The sequence below is a fragment of the Halomonas sp. DP1Y21-3 genome (assembly GCF_019801245.1).
Lineage (GTDB): Bacteria > Pseudomonadota > Gammaproteobacteria > Pseudomonadales > Halomonadaceae > Halomonas > Halomonas litopenaei.
In genome coordinates, this window is sequence record NZ_JAHVJM010000001.1 from 122,726 (window position 1) to 142,195 (window position 19,470).

The 19,470-nt window shown below is 64.1% G+C and carries 17 protein-coding genes; 9 read left to right on the forward strand and 8 right to left on the reverse strand.

All coding sequences use genetic code 11. The features are described from left to right. Positions 1–165: 165 nt before the first annotated feature. From KUV74_RS00395 to KUV74_RS00420, 6 genes are all read left to right on the forward strand, one after another. A complete protein-coding gene (locus KUV74_RS00395; protein ID WP_315900701.1) occupies positions 166–1,512 on the forward strand; it encodes an MFS transporter in 1,347 nt (448 codons plus the stop codon). Between the two features lie 403 nt (positions 1,513–1,915). After that, complete coding sequence (locus tag KUV74_RS00400; protein WP_315900702.1) at positions 1,916–4,138, forward strand: TonB-dependent siderophore receptor; 2,223 nt, start codon at positions 1,916–1,918, stop codon at positions 4,136–4,138. Positions 4,139–4,262: 124 nt separating this feature from the next. Then, complete coding sequence (locus tag KUV74_RS00405) at positions 4,263–5,258, forward strand: iron-siderophore ABC transporter substrate-binding protein (RefSeq protein ID WP_045990933.1); 996 nt, start codon at positions 4,263–4,265, stop codon at positions 5,256–5,258. Positions 5,259–5,310: 52 nt separating this feature from the next. Then, entirely contained in the window at positions 5,311–6,333 is a 1,023-nt protein-coding gene (locus KUV74_RS00410) for a FecCD family ABC transporter permease (RefSeq protein WP_222515366.1), read from the forward strand. 74 nt (positions 6,334–6,407) lie between these two features. Then, positions 6,408–7,478 (forward strand): FecCD family ABC transporter permease, encoded by a 1,071-nt coding sequence (locus KUV74_RS00415; protein ID WP_222515367.1) that lies wholly within the window; start codon positions 6,408–6,410, stop codon positions 7,476–7,478. Further along, entirely contained in the window at positions 7,478–8,347 is an 870-nt protein-coding gene (locus KUV74_RS00420; protein ID WP_222515368.1) for an ABC transporter ATP-binding protein, read from the forward strand. Before KUV74_RS00415 ends, KUV74_RS00420 begins: the two co-directional genes overlap by 1 nt. Here KUV74_RS00420 and KUV74_RS00425 read toward each other — a convergent pair. Then, positions 8,339–8,524 (reverse strand): hypothetical protein, encoded by a 186-nt coding sequence (locus KUV74_RS00425; RefSeq protein WP_222515369.1) that lies wholly within the window; start codon positions 8,522–8,524, stop codon positions 8,339–8,341. The two genes, KUV74_RS00420 and KUV74_RS00425, sit on opposite strands and share 9 nt — an antisense overlap. 74 nt (positions 8,525–8,598) lie before the next feature. Here KUV74_RS00425 and KUV74_RS00430 point away from each other — a divergent pair, with 74 nt between their 5' ends. After that, entirely contained in the window at positions 8,599–9,399 is an 801-nt protein-coding gene (locus tag KUV74_RS00430; protein ID WP_222515370.1) for an SDR family oxidoreductase, read from the forward strand. A gap of 92 nt (positions 9,400–9,491) precedes the next feature. Further along, positions 9,492–10,181 carry a DsbA family protein gene (locus KUV74_RS00435; RefSeq protein ID WP_222515371.1) on the forward strand — a complete coding sequence of 230 codons (690 nt, stop codon included), beginning with the start codon at positions 9,492–9,494 and terminating at the stop codon, positions 10,179–10,181. Between the two features lie 96 nt (positions 10,182–10,277). On the opposite strand, the gene KUV74_RS00440 is transcribed toward KUV74_RS00435, so the two are convergent. Further along, on the reverse strand, positions 10,278–11,216 hold the full coding sequence (locus tag KUV74_RS00440; protein WP_045990938.1) for an acetamidase/formamidase family protein: 939 nt from the start codon (positions 11,214–11,216) through the stop codon (positions 10,278–10,280). 118 nt (positions 11,217–11,334) lie between these two features. Further along, positions 11,335–12,681, reverse strand: coding sequence for an APC family permease (locus KUV74_RS00445; RefSeq protein WP_108449869.1), 1,347 nt, complete (start codon positions 12,679–12,681; stop codon positions 11,335–11,337). Positions 12,682–12,971: 290 nt separating this feature from the next. On the opposite strand from KUV74_RS00445, the gene KUV74_RS00450 reads away from it, so the two are divergent. Continuing rightward, a complete protein-coding gene (locus tag KUV74_RS00450; RefSeq protein WP_222515372.1) occupies positions 12,972–13,706 on the forward strand; it encodes a FadR/GntR family transcriptional regulator in 735 nt (244 codons plus the stop codon). Positions 13,707–13,926: 220 nt separating this feature from the next. Here the strand turns inward: KUV74_RS00450 and KUV74_RS00455 are convergent, their stop codons facing one another. The 5 genes from KUV74_RS00455 to KUV74_RS00475 form a co-directional block, all read right to left on the reverse strand. Continuing rightward, positions 13,927–14,295, reverse strand: a complete 369-nt coding sequence (locus KUV74_RS00455; RefSeq protein WP_124802326.1) for a tautomerase family protein — start codon at positions 14,293–14,295, stop codon at positions 13,927–13,929. A gap of 81 nt (positions 14,296–14,376) precedes the next feature. Further along, on the reverse strand, positions 14,377–15,216 hold the full coding sequence (locus KUV74_RS00460) for an enoyl-CoA hydratase-related protein (protein WP_185696355.1): 840 nt from the start codon (positions 15,214–15,216) through the stop codon (positions 14,377–14,379). A gap of 174 nt (positions 15,217–15,390) precedes the next feature. Then, positions 15,391–16,812, reverse strand: a complete 1,422-nt coding sequence (locus KUV74_RS00465; RefSeq protein ID WP_261394981.1) for a CaiB/BaiF CoA transferase family protein — start codon at positions 16,810–16,812, stop codon at positions 15,391–15,393. Beyond that, complete coding sequence (locus KUV74_RS00470; RefSeq protein ID WP_156088600.1) at positions 16,812–16,958, reverse strand: hypothetical protein; 147 nt, start codon at positions 16,956–16,958, stop codon at positions 16,812–16,814. Before KUV74_RS00470 ends, KUV74_RS00465 begins: the two co-directional genes overlap by 1 nt. Before the next feature lie 515 nt (positions 16,959–17,473). Beyond that, a complete protein-coding gene (locus tag KUV74_RS00475) occupies positions 17,474–19,168 on the reverse strand; it encodes a hypothetical protein (protein WP_222515373.1) in 1,695 nt (564 codons plus the stop codon). Positions 19,169–19,470 lie beyond the last annotated feature (302 nt).

Below are 19,470 nucleotides of genomic sequence, written 5' to 3' on the forward strand. Positions count from 1 at the left end.
AATTCTTTGCCGACAACCACTTGCTGACCCGATCGAGGCGCCCCTTGCCGATCAGCGGTACGCCGGACACACTGACGATTAGCGGCGGCGGCGATGGACCGGCGCCGCGGTACCCCAGCCGACAACAGACTTCCGTCGCCCCCTCCCCGGACAAGCGAGGCCGCCGTGACCACATCGACTCCCACTTCCACCCTGTCGGCGGCCTGGAGCCTCTGGGCGCTGCTACTCGGCGTCGGCCTGCTGATGCTCGGCAATGGACTGCAGGGCAGCCTGCTCGGGGTGCGCGCCGCCGAGGAATCCTTCGGCAACACGGTCACCGGGCTGGTGATGTCTGCCTACTTCGTCGGCTTTCTGGCCGGCTCCACCCTGACCCCACGCAAGCTTCGCGACGTCGGCCATATCCGGGTGTTCGCCGCCCTGGCCTCGATCACCTCCATCGCCATCCTGGTCCACGTCATGTTCATCGACCCCTGGGTGTGGGCGGCGATGCGGTTGATGACCGGCTTCGCCTACGCAGGGCTCTACGTGGTGACCGAAAGCTGGCTCAACGGCCACGCCAGCAACCACCTGCGCGGGCGTCTGCTGGCGTTCTACATGGTCATCAGCTATCTCGGCATGGGCGGCGGCCAGTTGCTGCTGAACGTGGCGGACCCCAGCGGCATCCTGCTGTTCTTGATCGTCTCGATACTGATGTCGCTGGCGCTGGTGCCGATCCTGTTGAGCTACACCCCGCAGCCGGACACCAGCCAGCCCGAGGCGATGAACCTGCTGCGCCTGTATCGACTGTCACCGCTGGGCACCCTCGGCTGCCTGCTGACCGGGATCGCCAACGGTACTGTGTTCGGCATGGGCGCGGTGTTTGCCGCCAACCATGGCCTGGAAACCCACCAGATCGCCGCCTTCATGGGGGCGTTCATCCTCGGCGGGGCGCTGTTTCAATGGCCCCTGGGCAAGCTCTCCGACAAGACCGACCGCCAATGGGTGATCCTCATCGTCGCCGCCCTGGCCACCGCCTTCTCGCTGGCCGGGCTGCTGTTCGACCAGGGCGCAAGCCATGCGCTGACGCTGCTCGGCGTGCTGCTGGGCGGCACCACCCTGACGCTCTATTCGCTGTTTCTCGCCTGCGCCAATGACGTCCTGACACCGCAGCAGACGGTGTCCGCCAGCAGCAGTCTGGTGCTGGCGCTCGGCATCGGCGCCATCCTCGGCCCGCTAAGCACGGGGCTGTTGATGGACCTGCTGGGCTCTGCCGGCTTTCTGTGGGACCTGGCGCTGATCCACGCGCTTATCGTGGTCTTCGGCGGCTACTGCCTGTGGCGCTATCCGAACCAGCCGTCGGACACCCACGGCCACTATGTCGCGGTCCCCGCCGGCACCGCCTCCCTGGGGGCAACCTGGGTCGAGGAAGCGGCCGACGATCCGGTGCAGCTCGACCTGGAACTCATGGAAGCAGACGAGGAGTCCTCCCTGGAGGAAGGTCAGGTGAGCGCCGCCGAACCCGGGCGCAGCTGACAGGCCCCTGCCGAACGCGCCCGCCAGAACACGCCTACCGTCGTTTTTCCCCGCCAGTGCCTTGCGCTGGCGGGGCCCCGCATCACCGCCAATGTCCCTTCCCACCTCCAGCGGCGTCTTCTACCGCCGGCCGCCTTCTGCCAGATCGTCTTGCCCCTGGTCGTTCGCGTCAGGGCTGCTCTTCTTGCCTGGTTTCCTTTTCTTGCCTGACCTTCTCTTGGTTCCTGACCTTCTCCGCTTGCCCGGCCCCTGCACCAGGCCAATGGTGCCACTTCGCCAAAAAGTTCTGCCGTTTTGTGCATTTGTGGCATCTCGCATAGACAACTTGGCAGCGCTCATAAACACCCACCAATGGAAACGTGAATAATTTGCATTCTTAAAACATAAACAGGGAACCCCTTTCGTGCCGTACCATTCCGCTCCCCTCACCTGCCTTGTTCCAAGCCGTCTCGTTCCTGGCCACCTCGTTCCTGGCCGCCTGGCTATCGCCATTGCCCTTGCCTCCGGTGCCGTCCTGTCGACCCCGGTGCTGGCCCAGGACGCCGAGCAACTCGCCAGCATGACCGTGGTCGGTGACGACCTGCGTGCCACCACCGAATCGACCAAGAGCTACCAGGTGGCCTCCAGCACCAGCGCCAACGGCCTGACGCTGACGCCGCGCCAGACGCCACAGTCGATCAGCTTCCTGACCCGCCAGCAGATGGACGACGAGGCCATCACCAGCACCACCGAGGCGGTGGAACGGCTGCCCGGCGTCTCGTCGATCCGTCTGGACGGTACTCGCACCAGCTTCCAGTCCCGCGGCTACACCATTCGCAACTTCCAGTTCGATGGCCTGCAGAGCAATACCAGCGCGTTCTGGCCGTTCGGCGACGCCGAGTGGGACACCGCCATCTACGACCGGGTCGAGGTCGTGCGCGGCGCCACCGGCCTGATGACCGGGGTCGGCGATCCTTCCGCCACCGTCAACTTTGTGCGCAAGAAGCCGCTAGACGAGGCGGCGGGTAGCGTGACTGCCGCGGTGGGCCGATGGGACCGGGGGCGCGGGGTGGTCGATGTCAGTACCCCGCTGGACAGCGAGGGGCGTGTCGGCGTGCGCTTCGTGGCGGCCAAGGACAGCTCGGACAGCTTCATGGACGGCGTCGAGAACGACCGCGAGACCCTTTACGGGGTGATCGCCGCCGAGCTGACCGACAACACCGAGCTCAGCGTGGGCATCGAGTACCAGCACTACGACCAGGACGGCGCCTACATCGGCGTACCGCAGTACTACCTGGACGGTGGCCGTACCGACTTCGACCGCTCCACCGCCAACAACACCGACTGGGCCAACTTCTTCACCGAGAACACCCGCGCCTTCGTCGACCTGACCCACCACTTCGACAATGGCTGGTCTGCCCGCGCCGCCTACAGCTACGGCGACGCCAACTATGGCCTGACCTACAACTACCGCGGCGGCTATCCGGATCGCGAGACCGGTGTGCTCTACGACACGCCCAGCTACGCCACCGAATCCTACCTGGTCGACTATCGCGGCGATCGCACCCAGAAGAATCTGCATGTCAGCGCCGAAGGTCCCTTCACCCTGTTTGGTCGCGAGCATCAGCTCGGCTTCGGCTACATGGACCTGCACGAGGACTACCAGATCAACAGTCGCGGCCCGGCCGGCGACGTGCCGGCGCTGGGAAGCTTCAGCGACCGCAACGACCCGGCCCTGGCAGAACCGGTCTGGGGCGAGTGGGGCCTGACCGACGACACCGTGACCGAACAGCAGGGCTACTACGCGGTATCCCGCTTCTCGCTGGCAGACCCGGTGCACTTTATCGTCGGCGCGCGCATGACCGACTGGAAGATCGACCAGGACTATCGCGGCGAGCGTGAGTACGAGTACGACAACGAGTTCACCCCCTACGCGGGTCTGATCGTCGACATCACCGACGACCTCAGCGCCTACGCCAGCTACACCGAGATCTTCAACACCCAGAGCGAGCGCTCGCCCAGCGGCGCCCTGCTGGATCCGCTGGAAGGCATCAACTACGAGGCCGGTCTCAAGGCCGAGCTGTTCGACGATCGTGCCGACGTGTCCTTCGCGGTGTTCCACAGCCAGCAGGACAATCTGGCGGTGGAAATCCCCGGGGTCTTCGTCGCGGGCACCACCGACCAGGCCTACACCACCACCGACGGCGCCGAGGTCGAAGGCTTTGAGCTCGAGATCGCAGGCGAGGTGGCCGACGGCGTCAACCTGTCCGCCAGCTACGCCCTGGTGGACGCCGAGGACGCCGACGGTCAGCAGCTCAACACCAGCTATGCCCGCCAGCAGGCCAAGCTGTTCGCCAGCTGGCAGCTGCCTGGCCGCTGGTCGAACCTGACCCTCGGCGGCGGTGCGCGCTGGCAGGGTGACACCTACCGCGACAACGACACCCCCAACGGCACCGAGAAGATCGGTCAGGGTGACGTCTTTGTCGCCGATGCCATGGCCCGCTATCGCATCAACGACAGCATGAGCGCCCAGCTCAACGTCACCAACCTGTTCGACGAGGAGTACTACTCGCAGCTCGGCTTCTATAGCCAGGGTATCTATGGCGAGCCGCGCAGCGCGCTGCTGAGCCTGACCTACGACTTCTAGTGCCCTGGAACGCCGAAACCTCGACATCCGCGTCGGGCGCTGCGTGCCCGACCGGCACTCGCGACACCACTGTCAAACCGGCTCTCCTGCGAGAGCCGGTCATCGCCTCTACAAGGAAGACCCCATGCCCCTGATCCACCCACGCTGGCCGCTCGGCCTTGTGTTACTCGCCGCCGTCCAGCCTGTCCTCGCCGCTGGCGACGATGGCTATCCGATCGAAATCGAGCACGCCCTCGGCGTCACCGTGATCGAGGAAAAGCCCGAACGGGTCGCCACGGTGGCCTGGGCCAACCACGAGGTGCCGCTGGCGCTGGGGGTGGTGCCGGTGGGCTTTCCCGCCACTACCTTCGGCGATGACGATGGCGATGGCCTCTGGCCCTGGGTGGAGCAGCGCCTTGACGAGCTCGACGCCGGCCCCCCCAACCTGTTCGACGAAGGCGATGGCATCGACTTCGAGGCGGTGGCCGCGAGCCAGCCCGACGTTATCCTGGCGGCCTATTCCGCCCTCAGCCGCTCCGACTACGACACCCTCAGCAAGATCGCCCCGGTGGTGGCCTACCCCGAAGCCCCCTGGTCGTCGGGCTGGCGCGACATGATCCGGCTCAACAGCGCAGGCATGGGCATGGCCGAGGAAGGCGAGGCCTTGATCGCACGCCTGGAGGCCCAGGTGGAGCAGCAGATCACCGAGCACCCGGAACTCGCCGGCAAGAGCGCCATGCTGATCAGCCATATCAAGCCCACCGACCTCAGTCAGATCAACTTCTACAACGACAACGACGCCCGGGTGCGCTTCTTGCACGAGATCGGCCTGACCTCACCCCAGTTCGTCACCGACAGCTCCGTTGACGGCCGTTTCGCCGGCTCCATCAGCGCCGAGCGTATCGACGAGATCGCCGATGTCGACATCATCATCACCTACGGTGGCGAGCCGCTGGTGGAGCGACTCAACGAGCATATGCTGACCTCGCGCCTGCCCGCGGTGGAACAGGGCTCGCTGGTGCTGCTCGGCAACAATCCCACCGGAACCGCGGCCAACCCGACGCCGCTGTCGATCCCCTGGGTGCTCGACGACTACGTCGAACGACTGGCCGAAGCCGCTCGCAAGCGTCAGCAACCCTGAATGGAGCGTCTGGACGGGATGGATACGCACAAATGAGCAGGAAGGGAAGGATATGAAGGCAAGGCCGCTGGCGCCTGGCAGGCCACGCCATTCGCGCCCGACCGGCGTCTATCTGCTGCTGGCGGCGCTGGCCGCCAGCGTCATGATGTCGGTGGTCATCGGCGCCAGGCCGACGGATCTGACCGCGCTCATGGGTCTGCTGGATGGGCGTATCGACTCCATCGACGAAGCGGCAATCGCCAGCCGTCTGCCCCGCACCCTGCTGGCGTTGCTGGCGGGGGCCGCGCTGGCCGTGGCCGGGGCGACCATGCAAGGCCTGACCCGCAATCCTCTGGCCGATCCAGGCCTGCTCGGGGTCAACGCCGGCGCCGCGCTGGCAGTCGTCATCGGCATCGCCTGGTTCGATATGCAGCAGGCCTCTGGTTACATCTGGGTGGCCATCGCCGGCGCCGGCGCCAGTGCACTGCTGGTCTACCTGGTGGCCAACCTCGGACGAGGCGGCGCCACCCCTCTCAGGCTGGCGCTGAGCGGCGCGGTGGTGACCGCCGCCCTGACCTCGCTGACCTCCGCTGTGATTCTGCCCCGCACCGACATCGCCGGGCTGATCCATTCCTGGCTGATCGGCGGCGTCGGCGGCGCTACCCTCGATCGCATCACCCCGGTGCTGCCCTTCCTGGCCCTGGGCATTGCCGCGTCGCTGCTGGCGGCGCGCAAGCTCAACCTGATGGCGCTGGGCGATGAGGCGGCGACCGGCCTAGGCGAGCGCGTGGCCATGGCCCGAGCGCTGGCCGCGGTGGGGGCCATCCTGCTGTGCGGGGCGACCACCGCGGCCTGTGGTCCCATCGGATTCGTCGGCCTGGTCGTGCCCCACGCGCTGCGCCTGCTGGTCGGTGCCGACTACCGCCGCCTGCTGCCGCTGTGTGCCCTCGGCGGCGCCCTGCTGGTCATACTGGCCGACACTCTGGGCCGGGTGCTGGTCCGTCCGGCAGAACTCGACGTCGGTATCGTCACCGCCCTGCTCGGCGGTCCGGTCTTCATCTGGATCGTCCGCCGCCATACGCTGAGGTCACTGTGACGACGACACCGACCACCTCCCAGCGAGCGACGGCCACTCAAGCCATGTCCTGCCGAGCGACGTCCTCTCAAGCCATGTCCCCCCGAGCGACGTCCTCTCAAGCAAGGTCCACCCAAGCAAGGTCCACGCCGTCGACCGTCAGGCAACTGCGACGGCAACGCCAACGCCAGCGCCGGCGGATCATTGCGCTGCTGCTGTGTGCGCTGCTTGCCGGGGTCTGCCTCACCCTGATGCTGGGCCAGTCGTGGATCGACCCTGCCACGGTGATCGCGGTGCTGTCCGGCGAGCAGGTACCCGGCGCCTCCTTCACCCTGATGGAGTTGAGGCTACCCCGGGCGCTGATTGCTGTGCTGGCCGGGGCCTGCTTCGGCCTCGGCGGCGCCGCCTTGCAGACCATGCTGCGCAATCCGCTGGCCAGCCCCGACGTGATCGGTATCAGCGCCGGCGCCAGCGCAGCGGCGGTCTTCGCCATCGTCATGCTGTCGCTGCGTGGCGCTCCGGTGGCACTGGTGGCCATCGTCGGCGGTCTTGGCGTCGCCGTGCTGATCTATGCCCTGTCGTGGCGCCGCGGCGTCGCCGATACCCGCCTGATTCTGACCGGCATCGGCCTCGCCGCCATGCTCCAGAGCGCCATCGCCTACCTGCTGACCCAGGCCCCGGCCTGGCCACTGCAGGAGGCCATGCGCTGGATGACCGGCAGCCTCAACAGCGTGCACCTGGATCAGAGCCTGCCCCTGCTGCTGGCGCTGATCGTGCTTGGCCTGCCGCTACTTCACTTCGCCAGGGACCTGGAGGCGATGCGCCTGGGCGATGACATGGCCCGGGGGCTCGGTGTCAGGCTGTCGCTCACCCGCCTGGGCATCGTGGTCGCGGCGGTGGGGCTGGTCGCCTTTGCCACTGCGGTGACCGGGCCGATCGCCTTCGTCGCCTTCCTCAGCGGCCCGGTCGCCGCCTGGTTGATCCGTCACAATGGCTCGGTGCTGATCCCCGCTGCCCTGGTCGGCGCCCTGTTCGTGCTGATGGGTGACTTTATCGGCCAGCATCTCCTGCCGGCCCGCTATCCCGTGGGGGTGGTCACCGGCGTGATCGGCGCCCCCTACCTGATTACCCTCGTCATGCGCGACAACGCCCGAGGATCCACCTGATGACGCCTACCCGACTCAGTGCCCGAGGCCTGACCGCCGGCTACCGTGACCGTGCGGTCCTCGACAACATCGATCTGGAGGTCAAGCCAGCGGGTATCACCGCCATCGTCGGCGCCAACGCCTGCGGCAAGTCGACCCTGCTGCGTTCGCTGTCACGCCTGCTGGCGCCGCAGCGCGGCCAGGTATTGCTCGACGGCCACGACCTGCACCGGCTGCCCGCCAGGCGCCTGGCCCAGCGCCTGGGACTGCTGCCTCAGGCGCCACTCGCCCCTGAAGGCATCACCGTGTTGGAGCTGGTCAGCCGTGGCCGCCACCCCCACCAGGGCATGTTTCAGCGCTGGAGCCGCGAAGACGATGACGCCGTCAGCGAGGCGCTGGAAGCCACCGACACCACCGGCCTCGCCGAGCGTGTGCTGGAGGAACTGTCAGGCGGCCAGCGCCAGCGGGTATGGATCGCCATGGCCCTGGCCCAGCGCACCGACGTGCTGCTGCTCGACGAACCCACCACCTATCTCGATATCCACCACCAGGTCGAGGTGCTCGATCTGCTCGAGGACCTCAACCGCCAGCGCGGCACCGCCATCGTCATGGTGCTGCATGAGCTCAACCTTGCCGCGCGCTATGCCGATGAGTTGATCGCCATGGCCGCCGGCAAGGTCTACTCAAGCGGCCCGGCCAGTGAGGTGATGACCACCACCATGGTCAGGGAGGTATTCGGACTGGACAGCCACGTCTTCGCAGACCCCGTCAGCGGCCGTCCAATGATGGTCCCGCTGGGTCGACGGGACCGCAGGCCACACTCGCAGGCAAGGGCAGTGCACAAGGATCGTCGATCGACGGTCCCCGACACCGAAGCGTCATCATCGTGACATGACCTCGGCAGCACGCTGGGACTCGCGGTGGCGACGGTCGGCCGCCCTGATCACGATGCTGGCCATGATGTTGGCCAGGATACGGGCCAGGGTGCCGACGCGATGCTGGCGCGATGGTTGAGCAGCGCCGCCGCGGCACGTTAGGGTCTCGGGCTGACAAATGCCCAGAGGCAAGCGCCCAATGGCCTTGCCAGGCGCTACGCCCAGGCGTGCCGCGACCGTTCCTTTCCCCAGACAGGAGCACGATGATGAAGACCATTCTGATCACCGGCGCCGGCAGCGGACTCGGCGAAGGTACGGCACTGGCCCTGGCCAGGGCGGGACACAAGGTCATCGCTACCACGGAGATCTGGCCCCAGGTCACCTCGCTCAAGGAAAAGGCCCAGCAGCAGGAACTGACGCTCACCGTCGAAAAGCTCGATATCACCGACAAGCGCGACCGCGACGCGGTGTTTTCCAGCTACGGGCACCAGGTCGATATCGTGGTGGCCAACGCCGCCATCGGCGAGACCGGTCCGCTGGCCGAGATCCCGGTGGACCGGGTACGCCGAGTGTTCGAGACCAACGTCTTCTCGACCCTGGAATTCGTGCAGCCCTACGCCCGCGAGTTCGTCGAGCGAGGCAAGGGCAAGATCGTACTGACCTCCTCCATCGCTGGTTTCACCACCTTCCCCTACCTCGGTCCCTACGTCGCCTCGAAGCACGCCCTCGAAGGCATGGCGCAACTGCTCTACGAAGAGCTCGCCCCGCTGGGTGTCAAGGTGGCCACCATCAACCCCGGCCCCTTCCGCACCGGCTTCAACGACCGCATGTACAACACCCTGGACCAGTGGTACGACCCCGACGCCTGCTTCACCCCTGAAAAACCGATTCGCTCGGTGCAGCAGCAGTTTGCCGGCGACGACCTGCAGCAGGACCCGGCGGCGATGATCGACGAGATGGCACGACTGATCCCGCTGGACGAGCACCGCTTCCGCAATGTCTACCCGGACAGCTTCGAGGCCAGTGCCAGGGAGTATCAGGATGGGCTGTGGGATCGACTCATCTGAGGCTTGTCTGTTGATCGTGTCCCGGGGCCTGTAAGGTTGTTGCCCTGCTAACGACCAACCCGGGACACCTTTCTTCAGGAGTAGAGGCCGACATGCCCACATCCCCAGATAGCCGCGACAGCGACACCACCATCACCGTCGACATCGTCTCCGACGTCGTCTGTCCCTGGTGCATCATCGGCTACCGCCAGCTCGCCGAGGCGGCGCGCCAGAGCGGGATCGACATCGAGGTGCACTGGCACCCCTTCGAGCTCAATCCGCAGATGGGCGAGGAAGGCGAAAACCTGCGCGAGCATATCGCCGCCAAGTACGGCACCAGCGATGAGGACTCGCGCAGCGCACGGGAACGGCTCACCCAGATGGGCGCCGACCTCGGCTTCACCTTCAACTACGCCGATGACATGCGCATGGTGAACACCTTCCGCGCCCACCAGTTGATCGACTGGGCGGAGCAGCGCTCTCCAGACGAAGGCCACCGCATGAAGCAGGCCCTGTTCAGCGCCTTCTTCACCGAGCGCCGCGACCTCCACCGGGTCGACGTGCTGGCCGATGTGGCGGCGAGTCTCGGCCATGACCGCGACGAGGTTGTGGCGATGCTCGAGTCGGGCGAGCGTGGCGAATCGGTACGACAGCGCCAGGCCTTCTGGCAACAGCAGGGCATCAGCGGGGTACCCGCCATGGTGTTCAACCGCCGCTACCTGGTCACCGGCGCCCAGGGCGTCGAGAACTACCAGGAAGTCCTTGCGCAGGTGGCCGCCGAGCGAGCCGAAGTGACGTCATGACGACAACGCCGGGTGCCACAACACCCGGCGTTATTGGTCAGGCCCGCGGGCCTGACCCTACGTTCTGACGAACGGAAAGGTCAGTTCAGCTCAACCCTAGATGGCTCTAAGACTCTTCGAGCGGAAGATCGACCGAGGCATGTAGAAGGACACCACCCAGTTGGGCTGATCGACGATCTCGCTGACCCGTAGCCGCCCTGCCACGCTGCAAAGCGCGTAGGCCAGCTGCTCATCCATGCCGGCCTGACGGTGCAACCGATCGATCATGAAGCGCACCGCGTCACGGGCGCCCTGCATCAAGTCCGGCCCCACCCCGGTGGTGACCAGAAAGCCCGCATCTTCCTCGCTCGACGCTCCCGGCGGCACGTCGAACATCGGCGCAGGAATATTGCCCGCCTTGTGCAGACGCAATGTGGCCGTGGCGGCCATGCGGGTCTCTACCGCGGTTCCGCAGACCTCACCGTCGCCCTGGCAGGCGTGGGTGTCGCCGATGCTCAGAAGCCCTCCCTTGACCTGCACCGGCAGGTACAGCCGAGCTCCCTTTACCAGGTCACGGATGTCGAGATTGCCGCCGCAGATGCGCGGCGGCACGATGGAGTGCTGCCCCGGCTCAGCAGGCGCGAGCCCGATGGTACCGGCGAAGGGCCGAAACGGAATCACGATGTCCTCGTCGAAGTACACCGACTCGCTGTCGTACTCCGACACCTTGAGCCAGGGCGAGGTGAAATCGTCGGCCAGCAGCCCGAAACCCGGGATCAGCCCCGTCCAGCCCCACTGCCCCGGCTCGAAGTCGACCAGCTCCACCTCGATCACATCGCCGGGTTCGGCATCCTCCATATAAAGGGGGCCACACACCGGATTGAGCTCCCCTGCCGGCAGTCGGGTCAGCGCGTCGGCCTGGCTGTGTCGGGTAATCAAGCCGCCGCTGGCATCGAGAATATCGAAGCGCCGAGTATCACCGGAACTGATCGTTTCCTGCGGCTCGAGGGCGTGGTCAAAACAGTGATGAACGTCGTGTATCGTCTTGATCTTCATTCTTGCGTCTCCACCTCGAGGCGCCGATCGTCTCCGCCGACCGGCGCCTCGAGTGTTTTCAATTGGCCCAGGGCGCTGTTCTCAACATCGACGAGCGCAGGCACTTTACAGACAAGCCTTAGATTTCCATCTGCACGGCACGGCCACCGCGCTTGGCAAAGGCATAGACGCCGACACCGACAACCGCCCAGGCCAGCCCGATCAGCACGGTATAGGACTCGAACCCGCTCCAGATGTAGCCGACCACGGCGAGGCCGAGCAGCGGACACAGGATATGCAGGAAGGGATTGGCGGCCTTCTTCTTGAACACGAAGTAGTAGAGCGTGGTGATGTTCAGAATGATGAAGGCGGTCAAGGCGCCGATGGTCACGATGGAGGTCAACAACGCCAGCTGCTGCATGAAGGCGATCCCCGCGACGATGGACACGGCACCGACCAGCAGCGCACTGACGTAGGGCGTCTTGAAGCGCGGGTGAACGCGAGCCAGCGGCGCCGGCAGCAGCCGATCACGGCCCATGCTGTAGAGGATTCGCGCGGTCGCGATCTGGGCCACCAGGGAGTCAGCGACGCCCCAGGCGATAGCGGTGGTCGCGGCGGTCAGCACCGCCAGCCAGCCGCCCCCGGCGATACGCGCGGTTTCATAGAAGGCGGTGTCGAGATTGTTGAACGAGGCGGGATCGGGCTGGATCAGCGCCGCCACCCAGGTCTGGGCGATGAACAGGCCACCGATGATCAACAGCACCAGGAAGATCGCCTTGCTGACCGCCTTGCCACCGCCCTTGGCCTCTTCCGCCAGGGTGGAGATGCCATCGAAACCCAGAAAACTGAGCACCGCGATCGGCACCGCAGAGATGATCAGCCCCAGCGAGAAGTCATCGGCATCGTAGACCGGGGCCATCGAGAAGACCGCACCGTTGACGTTATTGCTGATGGCCACGACCCCCACCACCAGAAACACCGCCAGCACCAGCAGTTCGGCCACCAGCATCCAGCGGTTGAAGGCGGCGGTAAAGCTGATGCCGCGAATATTGATGTAGGTGTTGAACACGACGAAGGCCACCACCAGCAGGATCGGGGACAGCGACGGGAAGATGTCGTGAATCGCCAGCGCCCCAACCACGTACAACAGCGCCGGAATCAGGATGTAGTCCAGCAGCATGATCCAGCCCGCGACGAAGCCGGCAAAGCTGCCCGCCCCGCGGGACACGTAGGAGTACACCGAGCCTGCTACCGGGAATTCCTTGGCCATCTGGGAGTAGCAGATGGCGGTAAACAGCATCCCCACCAGTCCGATGACATAGGCGGTGACGATCATGCCACCGCTGGCGCTCATGACGTGGCCGAAGATTCCGAAGGGAGCAATCGGCACGATGAAGATCAGGCCGTAGATCACCAGATCCCTCAGCTTGAGCGTTCGTGAGAGTTCCTGGGTGTAGCCCAGACTCTCCAGGGTATTGTCACTCATCGGTGACCTCCTCTTGTTGTAGTTGGCAAGGCGGGGATCTCCCGCCATCGAGCGGTCGAAGACGTCCACCGGGGGCGAGGCTGCTTGCGTGGCGACACTGGGCGGCCTCTTGCTGTGCATTCCCTTGGCCGGTCAAGAATCTGACGGCGCCGTGTATACTCGAACCCGCCAGCAGACCCGGACGCGGCTCGCGACCTGCGACAGTGCGCCGGACACAGCGACGTTGGCCGCTTCATTTTTAGAAAATCACACTTAAAGGTATTGTGACAATACCTTTTGGAGAGAACCCTATGCTTGAACCGTCTCGAACCGACCTGCCAGGCGCCGGCGGCGCCCGCTCTGCCACCCAGGAGCTGGCGGACCGGATCGTGACGGCGATCGCCATTGGCGCCTACTCCCCCGGGGATCGCCTGCCGCCGGAGCGCGACCTGGCGGAGCGCCAGGGGGTCAGTCGCGTCACCGTCCGCGGCGCCTTGAAGATCGTGGGCGAGCTTGGCCTGATCGAATCCCGTCGAGGCCGCGATGGCGGCACCTTTGTCACCTTCAAACGGGTCGACGAGGCCTCGCCCAACACCGCCCAGCGTATCCTCGGACAGGAGCTGCCCCAGCTCAGGGACTTCTTCGACTATCGCTGTCTGGTGGAGGGGCTGGTGGCCAGAACCGCCGCCGAGCGTCACGACGAGGCCCAGGCCAGGACGTTGCAGGGACTGCTGGACCGCTTCTGTGACACCGACGACGCCTCCGTCGCCCGCCAACTCGATGAGCGCCTTCACGACTGCATCATGGAGATGGCCGACAATCACCATCTGGTCGCCCAGTCACGCCAGCTGACGGCGCGCGCTACTCTGGGATTCGGCTCCGAGCCCTACCCCGCCGAATCATTGCCAAGGGCAAGACGGGAACATCGTGAACTGGTCCAGGCCATTCTCGAGCGACGCGCAGACGACGCCTTCAGCGTCGCCCAGCATCACTTCACACTGACGCTTGCGATCATGGAACATTCACTGGATGGGCGACCGCTCTAGCCCGACTCCCGGGAAAGCGGCTTTGGTGAGGGGTTTGATGAAGGGCTTTGCAAGCGGCTTTGGCGAGGGGTTTGATGAGGGGGTTTGCTGAAGTGCCTTGGCAAAGAGTTCAGAAATCAAGGAAGAGAACCGGTGGACGAACGAGCCGGGCAGGCCCTCTGATTCGCCTAAAAAAATGGCCCGCTATTCGCGGGCCATGGTCGTCTCGGCGCGTCCGTCTTCAGGCTTCACAGAACTGCGCCACACCGTCCCTGAATGACCAGTCGATGTCCTGGTTCTCGGTGATGGTGATCATGACGTTATGCGGGGGGATGCCGGGGTTTTCGGCAAGTGACTCGACGACCCTGGCGTAGAACGCCTTCTTGTCGGCGTCAGGGCGACCACTTCGCATCACAAGGTGCATCATGACGCGATCCGAATCACGCCTTTGCAACTGCAGGTTCTCCGGCTCGCACTCATTGATCACCTGATAGCGATCGTCGTCGGGGAAGCCCATGGTATCGATGACGGCGGCGTTAACCTGATCCGCCACGGCCCTGACGTAGTCTCTCGACTTCCCTTTCACTAGATTGATCGTCACAAACGGCATCCACCCCTCCTGTCCCGGTCAATGACTGACGCTAAGTATTCGACGCTGTTGGTTGTCTTTCGTCGCTAGCTCGGCCGACGTCTAGCGATGGCGGAAGACCGGCGCACGCTTCTTGACGAAGGCATTCATGCCTTCCTTCTGCCCCTCGGTGGCAAAGGCCGCCTGGAACAGTAGACGCTCCTGGCGCAGGCCTTCCGCCAGCGGGGTCTCGAAGGCCGCGTTGACCGCTCGCTTGGCCATCTTGACGGCTGGCGCGTTGTAGCCTGCGATGGTGTGCGCCGCCTCGAGGGCGTTCTGCATCAGCTCATCCTTCGCCACGACTCGCGCCACCAGGCCGATCTCCTTGGCCTCCTGGGCACCGATGTTGCGACCGGTCAGCACCAGGTCCATCGCCATCGCCTTGCCGACCGAACGTGCCAGTCGCTGGGAGCCACCGATACCGGGCAGGATCCCCAGCTTGATCTCGGGTTGCCCGAACTGGGCATCGTCTGAGGCGATGATCATGTCGCACAGCAGGGCCAGCTCGCAGCCTCCGCCCAGCGCAAAGCCGGCCACCGCAGCGATGATGGGCTTGGAAATCTGGCGCACCTCGTCCCAGGGGGCCAGGAAGTCATCCATGTAGAAATCGGTGAACGACTTCTCGGCCATCTCCTCGATATCGGCGCCGGCCGCGAAGGCTCTCGGGTTGCCGGTAATCACGATGGCACCGATGCCGGGGTCGGCATCCAGCTCGCGCAGTACCGCGAGCGTTTCTTCCGCCAGTTGGCGATTGAGTGCGTTCAAGCTTTTCGGGCGATTCAGGATGATCAGCCCGACCCGTTCACGGCGTTCCACCACGATCATCTCTGGCTCACCGTTACCTGCCTCAAGCGAAGCCTCCGAGGCGACATTCTGTGTTTGTTCTTCGACCTTCTTGTTCATCTCTTGTCTCCTGACGTTACCCGTAAACCAGCTACGTATCGGTTCGATACGCTCCCACCTGCGGCCGCCACCTCGCCTGGTCGTGATGCGACCTGACTGCGCCGCGCCACACCGGATATTCACGACCCGATATCGCCAAGCGGCGTACATCTGATGAAAAAACGCGTCTGACGACTATGGTTTTCCGACCCGTTTGCCCAGATCTCGAGCGGATTCTTGACCCTGTTTGTCGGAGGCCGACTGGCCACCCTTTATCCGGGTGGCGGCGCTGCCACTCGCCTTGCGCGAGTCTTGCCTGGCCCTCGCTGCTTGATCACTCTGGGCTCCTTGACGTTGCCCCGAAGATGTCGAGCCGGCCTTGGCCGACCGCGCCTTGTCGGCTTGCCCTGGCGTGGAAGGCAGGCAATAGGAGCCGTGACGCGCCATCAACTCATCGAGAATGGCCTGTCGATGTTGACCCAGGCCTGGCGCCACCAGCGGTGTGTCGCTGCCAAGGTCCACCCTGCCGGTCATCTTTATCGGGTTGCCCGCCGTCCTGAAGGGCTTCCCGGCGCTTCCCTGGACCTGGACGATCATGTTTCTCGCCTTCAACTGGGGATGATCGAGCAGTTTGTCGATGGTGTTGATCGGTGAGCAGGGAACGCCTTCCTCGTTGAGCAGGTCGACCCAGTGCTGCACGGGCCTGGTCGTCAGGATGCGCTCCATCTCCTCCACCAGTGCCGGGCGATTCTGGCAGCGAAGATCATTGGTGATGAACCGGGGATCGAAGGCCAGTCGCGAGGCGCCGATGGCATCGGCCATCAGCAGAAACAGGGTGTCGTTGCCGGCGGCGATGACCAGCTTGCCATCCTCGGCCTTGAAGCTTTCGAAAGGCGCCAGCGACGGGTGGCAATCACCGGTTCTATTCGGTACGACGCCTTCGATGTCGTAGCGTGCCAGCGCCGTTTCCATCATCGCCGCCTGGCAGTCCAGCATGCCGATATCGACACGGGTCCCCTGGGCGTCCTTGGTTCGGCTATACAGCGAAGAAATGATGCCCACCGCCGCAAACAGGGCCGCGCTCAGGTCGCCAAAGCTGGTACCGACTCGGGCCGGTTCACCGTCCGGCCAACCGGTCAGACTCATCACGCCGCCCATGGCCTGCACCACCATGTCGTAGCCTGGCAACTCACTGAACGGGCCGGTGTGACCGAAGCCTGAAATCGAGGAATAGATCAGGTGAGGATGGGTCTGGGCGAGGCGCTCCGGACCATAGCCAAGACGCTCCATGACCCCGGGTCTGAAGTTCTCCACCAGCACATCGGCCTCGTCCAGCAGGCGCTCCAGCAACTCGCGATCACGCGGCGACTTGATGTCCAGTACGATGCTTTCCTTGTTTCTATTGAAGCAACTGAAGTAGGCGCTTTCGTTTTCGACAAAGGGGCCGAACTCTCGTGTGTCGTCACCGGTGCCGATCTTCTCGACCTTGATGACGCGGGCGCCAAGGTCCGCCAGGACCATGGTGCAGTAGGGCCCTGCAAGCACCCGCGAGAAGTCCAGTACCGTCACGCCGTCCAGAGGCCCTTTCTTTGGTTCGTCCAGTGGTGTGTTGGCCATCAACTTGTCTCCTGTGTTGTTGTATCGAGCGCCAGCGTCAGCTGGCGACTGGCCACACCGGAGGCACGGTGGCAGGCGTGCTGATGGCCCGGAGAGGCACGTTCACCGATCTGGCCAGCGACGAGATGGGAAGCGATAGCGGTCATGGGGATCGGCCCTTTATAAAATTTGTTTAATCTGCACCGAGGAGAATCGACCCTTGGTGGGGCTCCTTCTTGGTTATACCCCAGAATATGGGGACTACAGACCAGTACAATTCAGTTATTCGCAATCCAGATATAAGTTTTGAAAATATCAAAACCCACTAAGTGAGAACCCGATACGGTACTCACCGCCCGAAGCGCGCCAGCATCACGATGGTGTGCCCAGCCGATCGACATCACGGCGCCATCCTCAGCAGCCGATCACGTCCTGGCGTTGCATCTAAAGTTGAAGCCACAAACAACGACGCCCGGGGGACCGGACGGTATTGGGCGTGCACGGGTTGGGGATGGTGTTCGAGCGCCGTTGCCTGGCCATCGGCGTGCAGGGGGCGGGCAACTACCGCAAGGGGCTTGCCGTGGGGGCTGTCGAGCAGGCCGATGTGTTTTCATGGCCTGAAAACGGGCGCGGACGGCCTGAAGAATCGCTTTCAGGCCCCAGCCGCGCCCTGTTGCAGATCTTAAATCGCCTGCCATGCCTCCGGCAGTTCCACATGCCCACTCAGTGCCGATCCGACAAAGGAGGCGGCAGCCTCGAGTCCGGCCAGCGCCATGGCGCCACCTTGCCAGCCGAAGATGCCGTCGCCGGTGTCCCGAGAAGATTCAGCGCTGAAGGAAGCCTCGTCATCGAACAGGTCACCAAGGTGAAGGGCGTCATCACGGGCCGCTGCCGAGAAGACCCTATCGCCGGCATCGGCAAGCGCGACCTCTTCCCTCGACCACTCGCCGCCTTGGCCGTCCTGGGGTGCATCGACGAAGGCAATATCGCGATCGAACCAATCGAATCGAAACTCGTCTTCCAGACGATCGTCTTCGATAACGTAGCGCAGGCCGGGACCGGCACCGCGAAAGCCGCCGCCGTACTCGAACTCGATGCGCTCGATGCCGCCCGCCAGGGTCAGGGAATCATGGCCGGACACGCCAATCCGCCCATCATCCAGCCGGTAGACCTCGTAGTCATCCGCCTCTCCCTCGAATAACAGGGTGTCGGTGCCCTGCCCCCCTTCGACCTGGTTGGTGCCGGTCGAGACCCGGATCTCGTCGTCTCCGGCAAAGCCTTCGATGTAATCATCGGACGCGCCGTCACGCAGCAGGTCGTCAAAGACACTGCCGACAATAAAGGCCGGCTCGCCCGCGTGATTGGATGTCGGCGAGTCGATATCGCCCACCCAGTGCATCGCGCGCCCACCGGCACCAAGTGAGGACACCACCACTACGCTGTCCTGACTCATCAGCTCATAAAACGATGAGGAGACAATGCGCGCGACCGCGTCCGACGTGATGCCACCAAGATGCGCGCCCCAGGCGAAGGGATTCAGGCCGCTGTCGCTGGCCAACAGCCAGGGCGACTTGCTGTAGACAGCATCGAACAGCACCAGATTGTCCACGGAGCTTGAGTAGTTCTCATCGCTGTTCTCCAGAAAGCCATCGAAGCCCTCGAGCGCCGACTTCAGATCCTCGTGGTCACCGACGAAACGATGGATGACGTCGTTCTCGAAACCGATATTGAGCACATTGTCGGCTTCGAAGATCAGCGGTGACGCATGGCCAAGATAGTGACTGTCAGCGAAGAACCCGCCCGCCAACTGATCCGAGAAGCGCGCCTGGATATTGGCCAGCGCCCCACCCAGGCTATAGCCGGTAATGATGGCGTCATCACCCTCAAGCCCATGCTGGTCCATGAACGACGCCACCCCGGACAGCACGGGCGCCATGGTCTTCGCGATCTCCTTGCCGGAATTCAGAAAGGAGTAGTCGACGATATCTACCGGGGCATTGGTACCGGCATAGGCCACGCTGACGCGGCTGATGTTGCCCAGGGCGTCCTGCTCGGCCAGGACCTTGAGCTGGGGGCCACGGGAGACATTGCCGAGCAAGGGGCTCTGAAGCGTGATGTAGCCATCGACGTCCACCAGAGAGGATGGCAACCCCAGTTCGCTGGCCGAGACTTCTCGCCAGCCACCCGGCAGGCCACTGGTGACCTGATTGGCTGAAAAGGTCCCCGGTCCTGCGATGTTGTCCAGGGTCACCAGCATCTGTCCAAGGGGTAGCCCGAGCGCACGGTCTGTCTGCGAGTAGGTCGCCAGCGCATGCGAGGTGACGGCGAGCTCGGCAGAGGCCGACGAGTCAAGCCCGGAGATCGTAAAAAGTGGCATAGAACATCCTCACCTGTGAACTTCAGCACAAGAAAAGACAACAGCCTAGCCCAGTTTCTACGCTTTCCGACCCCATCATTGCTTCACCGACTTTTCAGGCAAAGCAGCTGCGATAAAGCGTCGAAAAAAAGAAGCGATATGGAAAGAAGATTCCTCCCATCTATCTTGTATTTTACGAGCTATCAAGACGGTGAGTTTTACCGGACCACCATGCCCGAACCAGTGTCGATCGCTGCGTAGATGTGCCCGAACGGTGTCCTGGCAATGGCCTGAAAAACATCTGACCGGCCATTGCTGGCGTA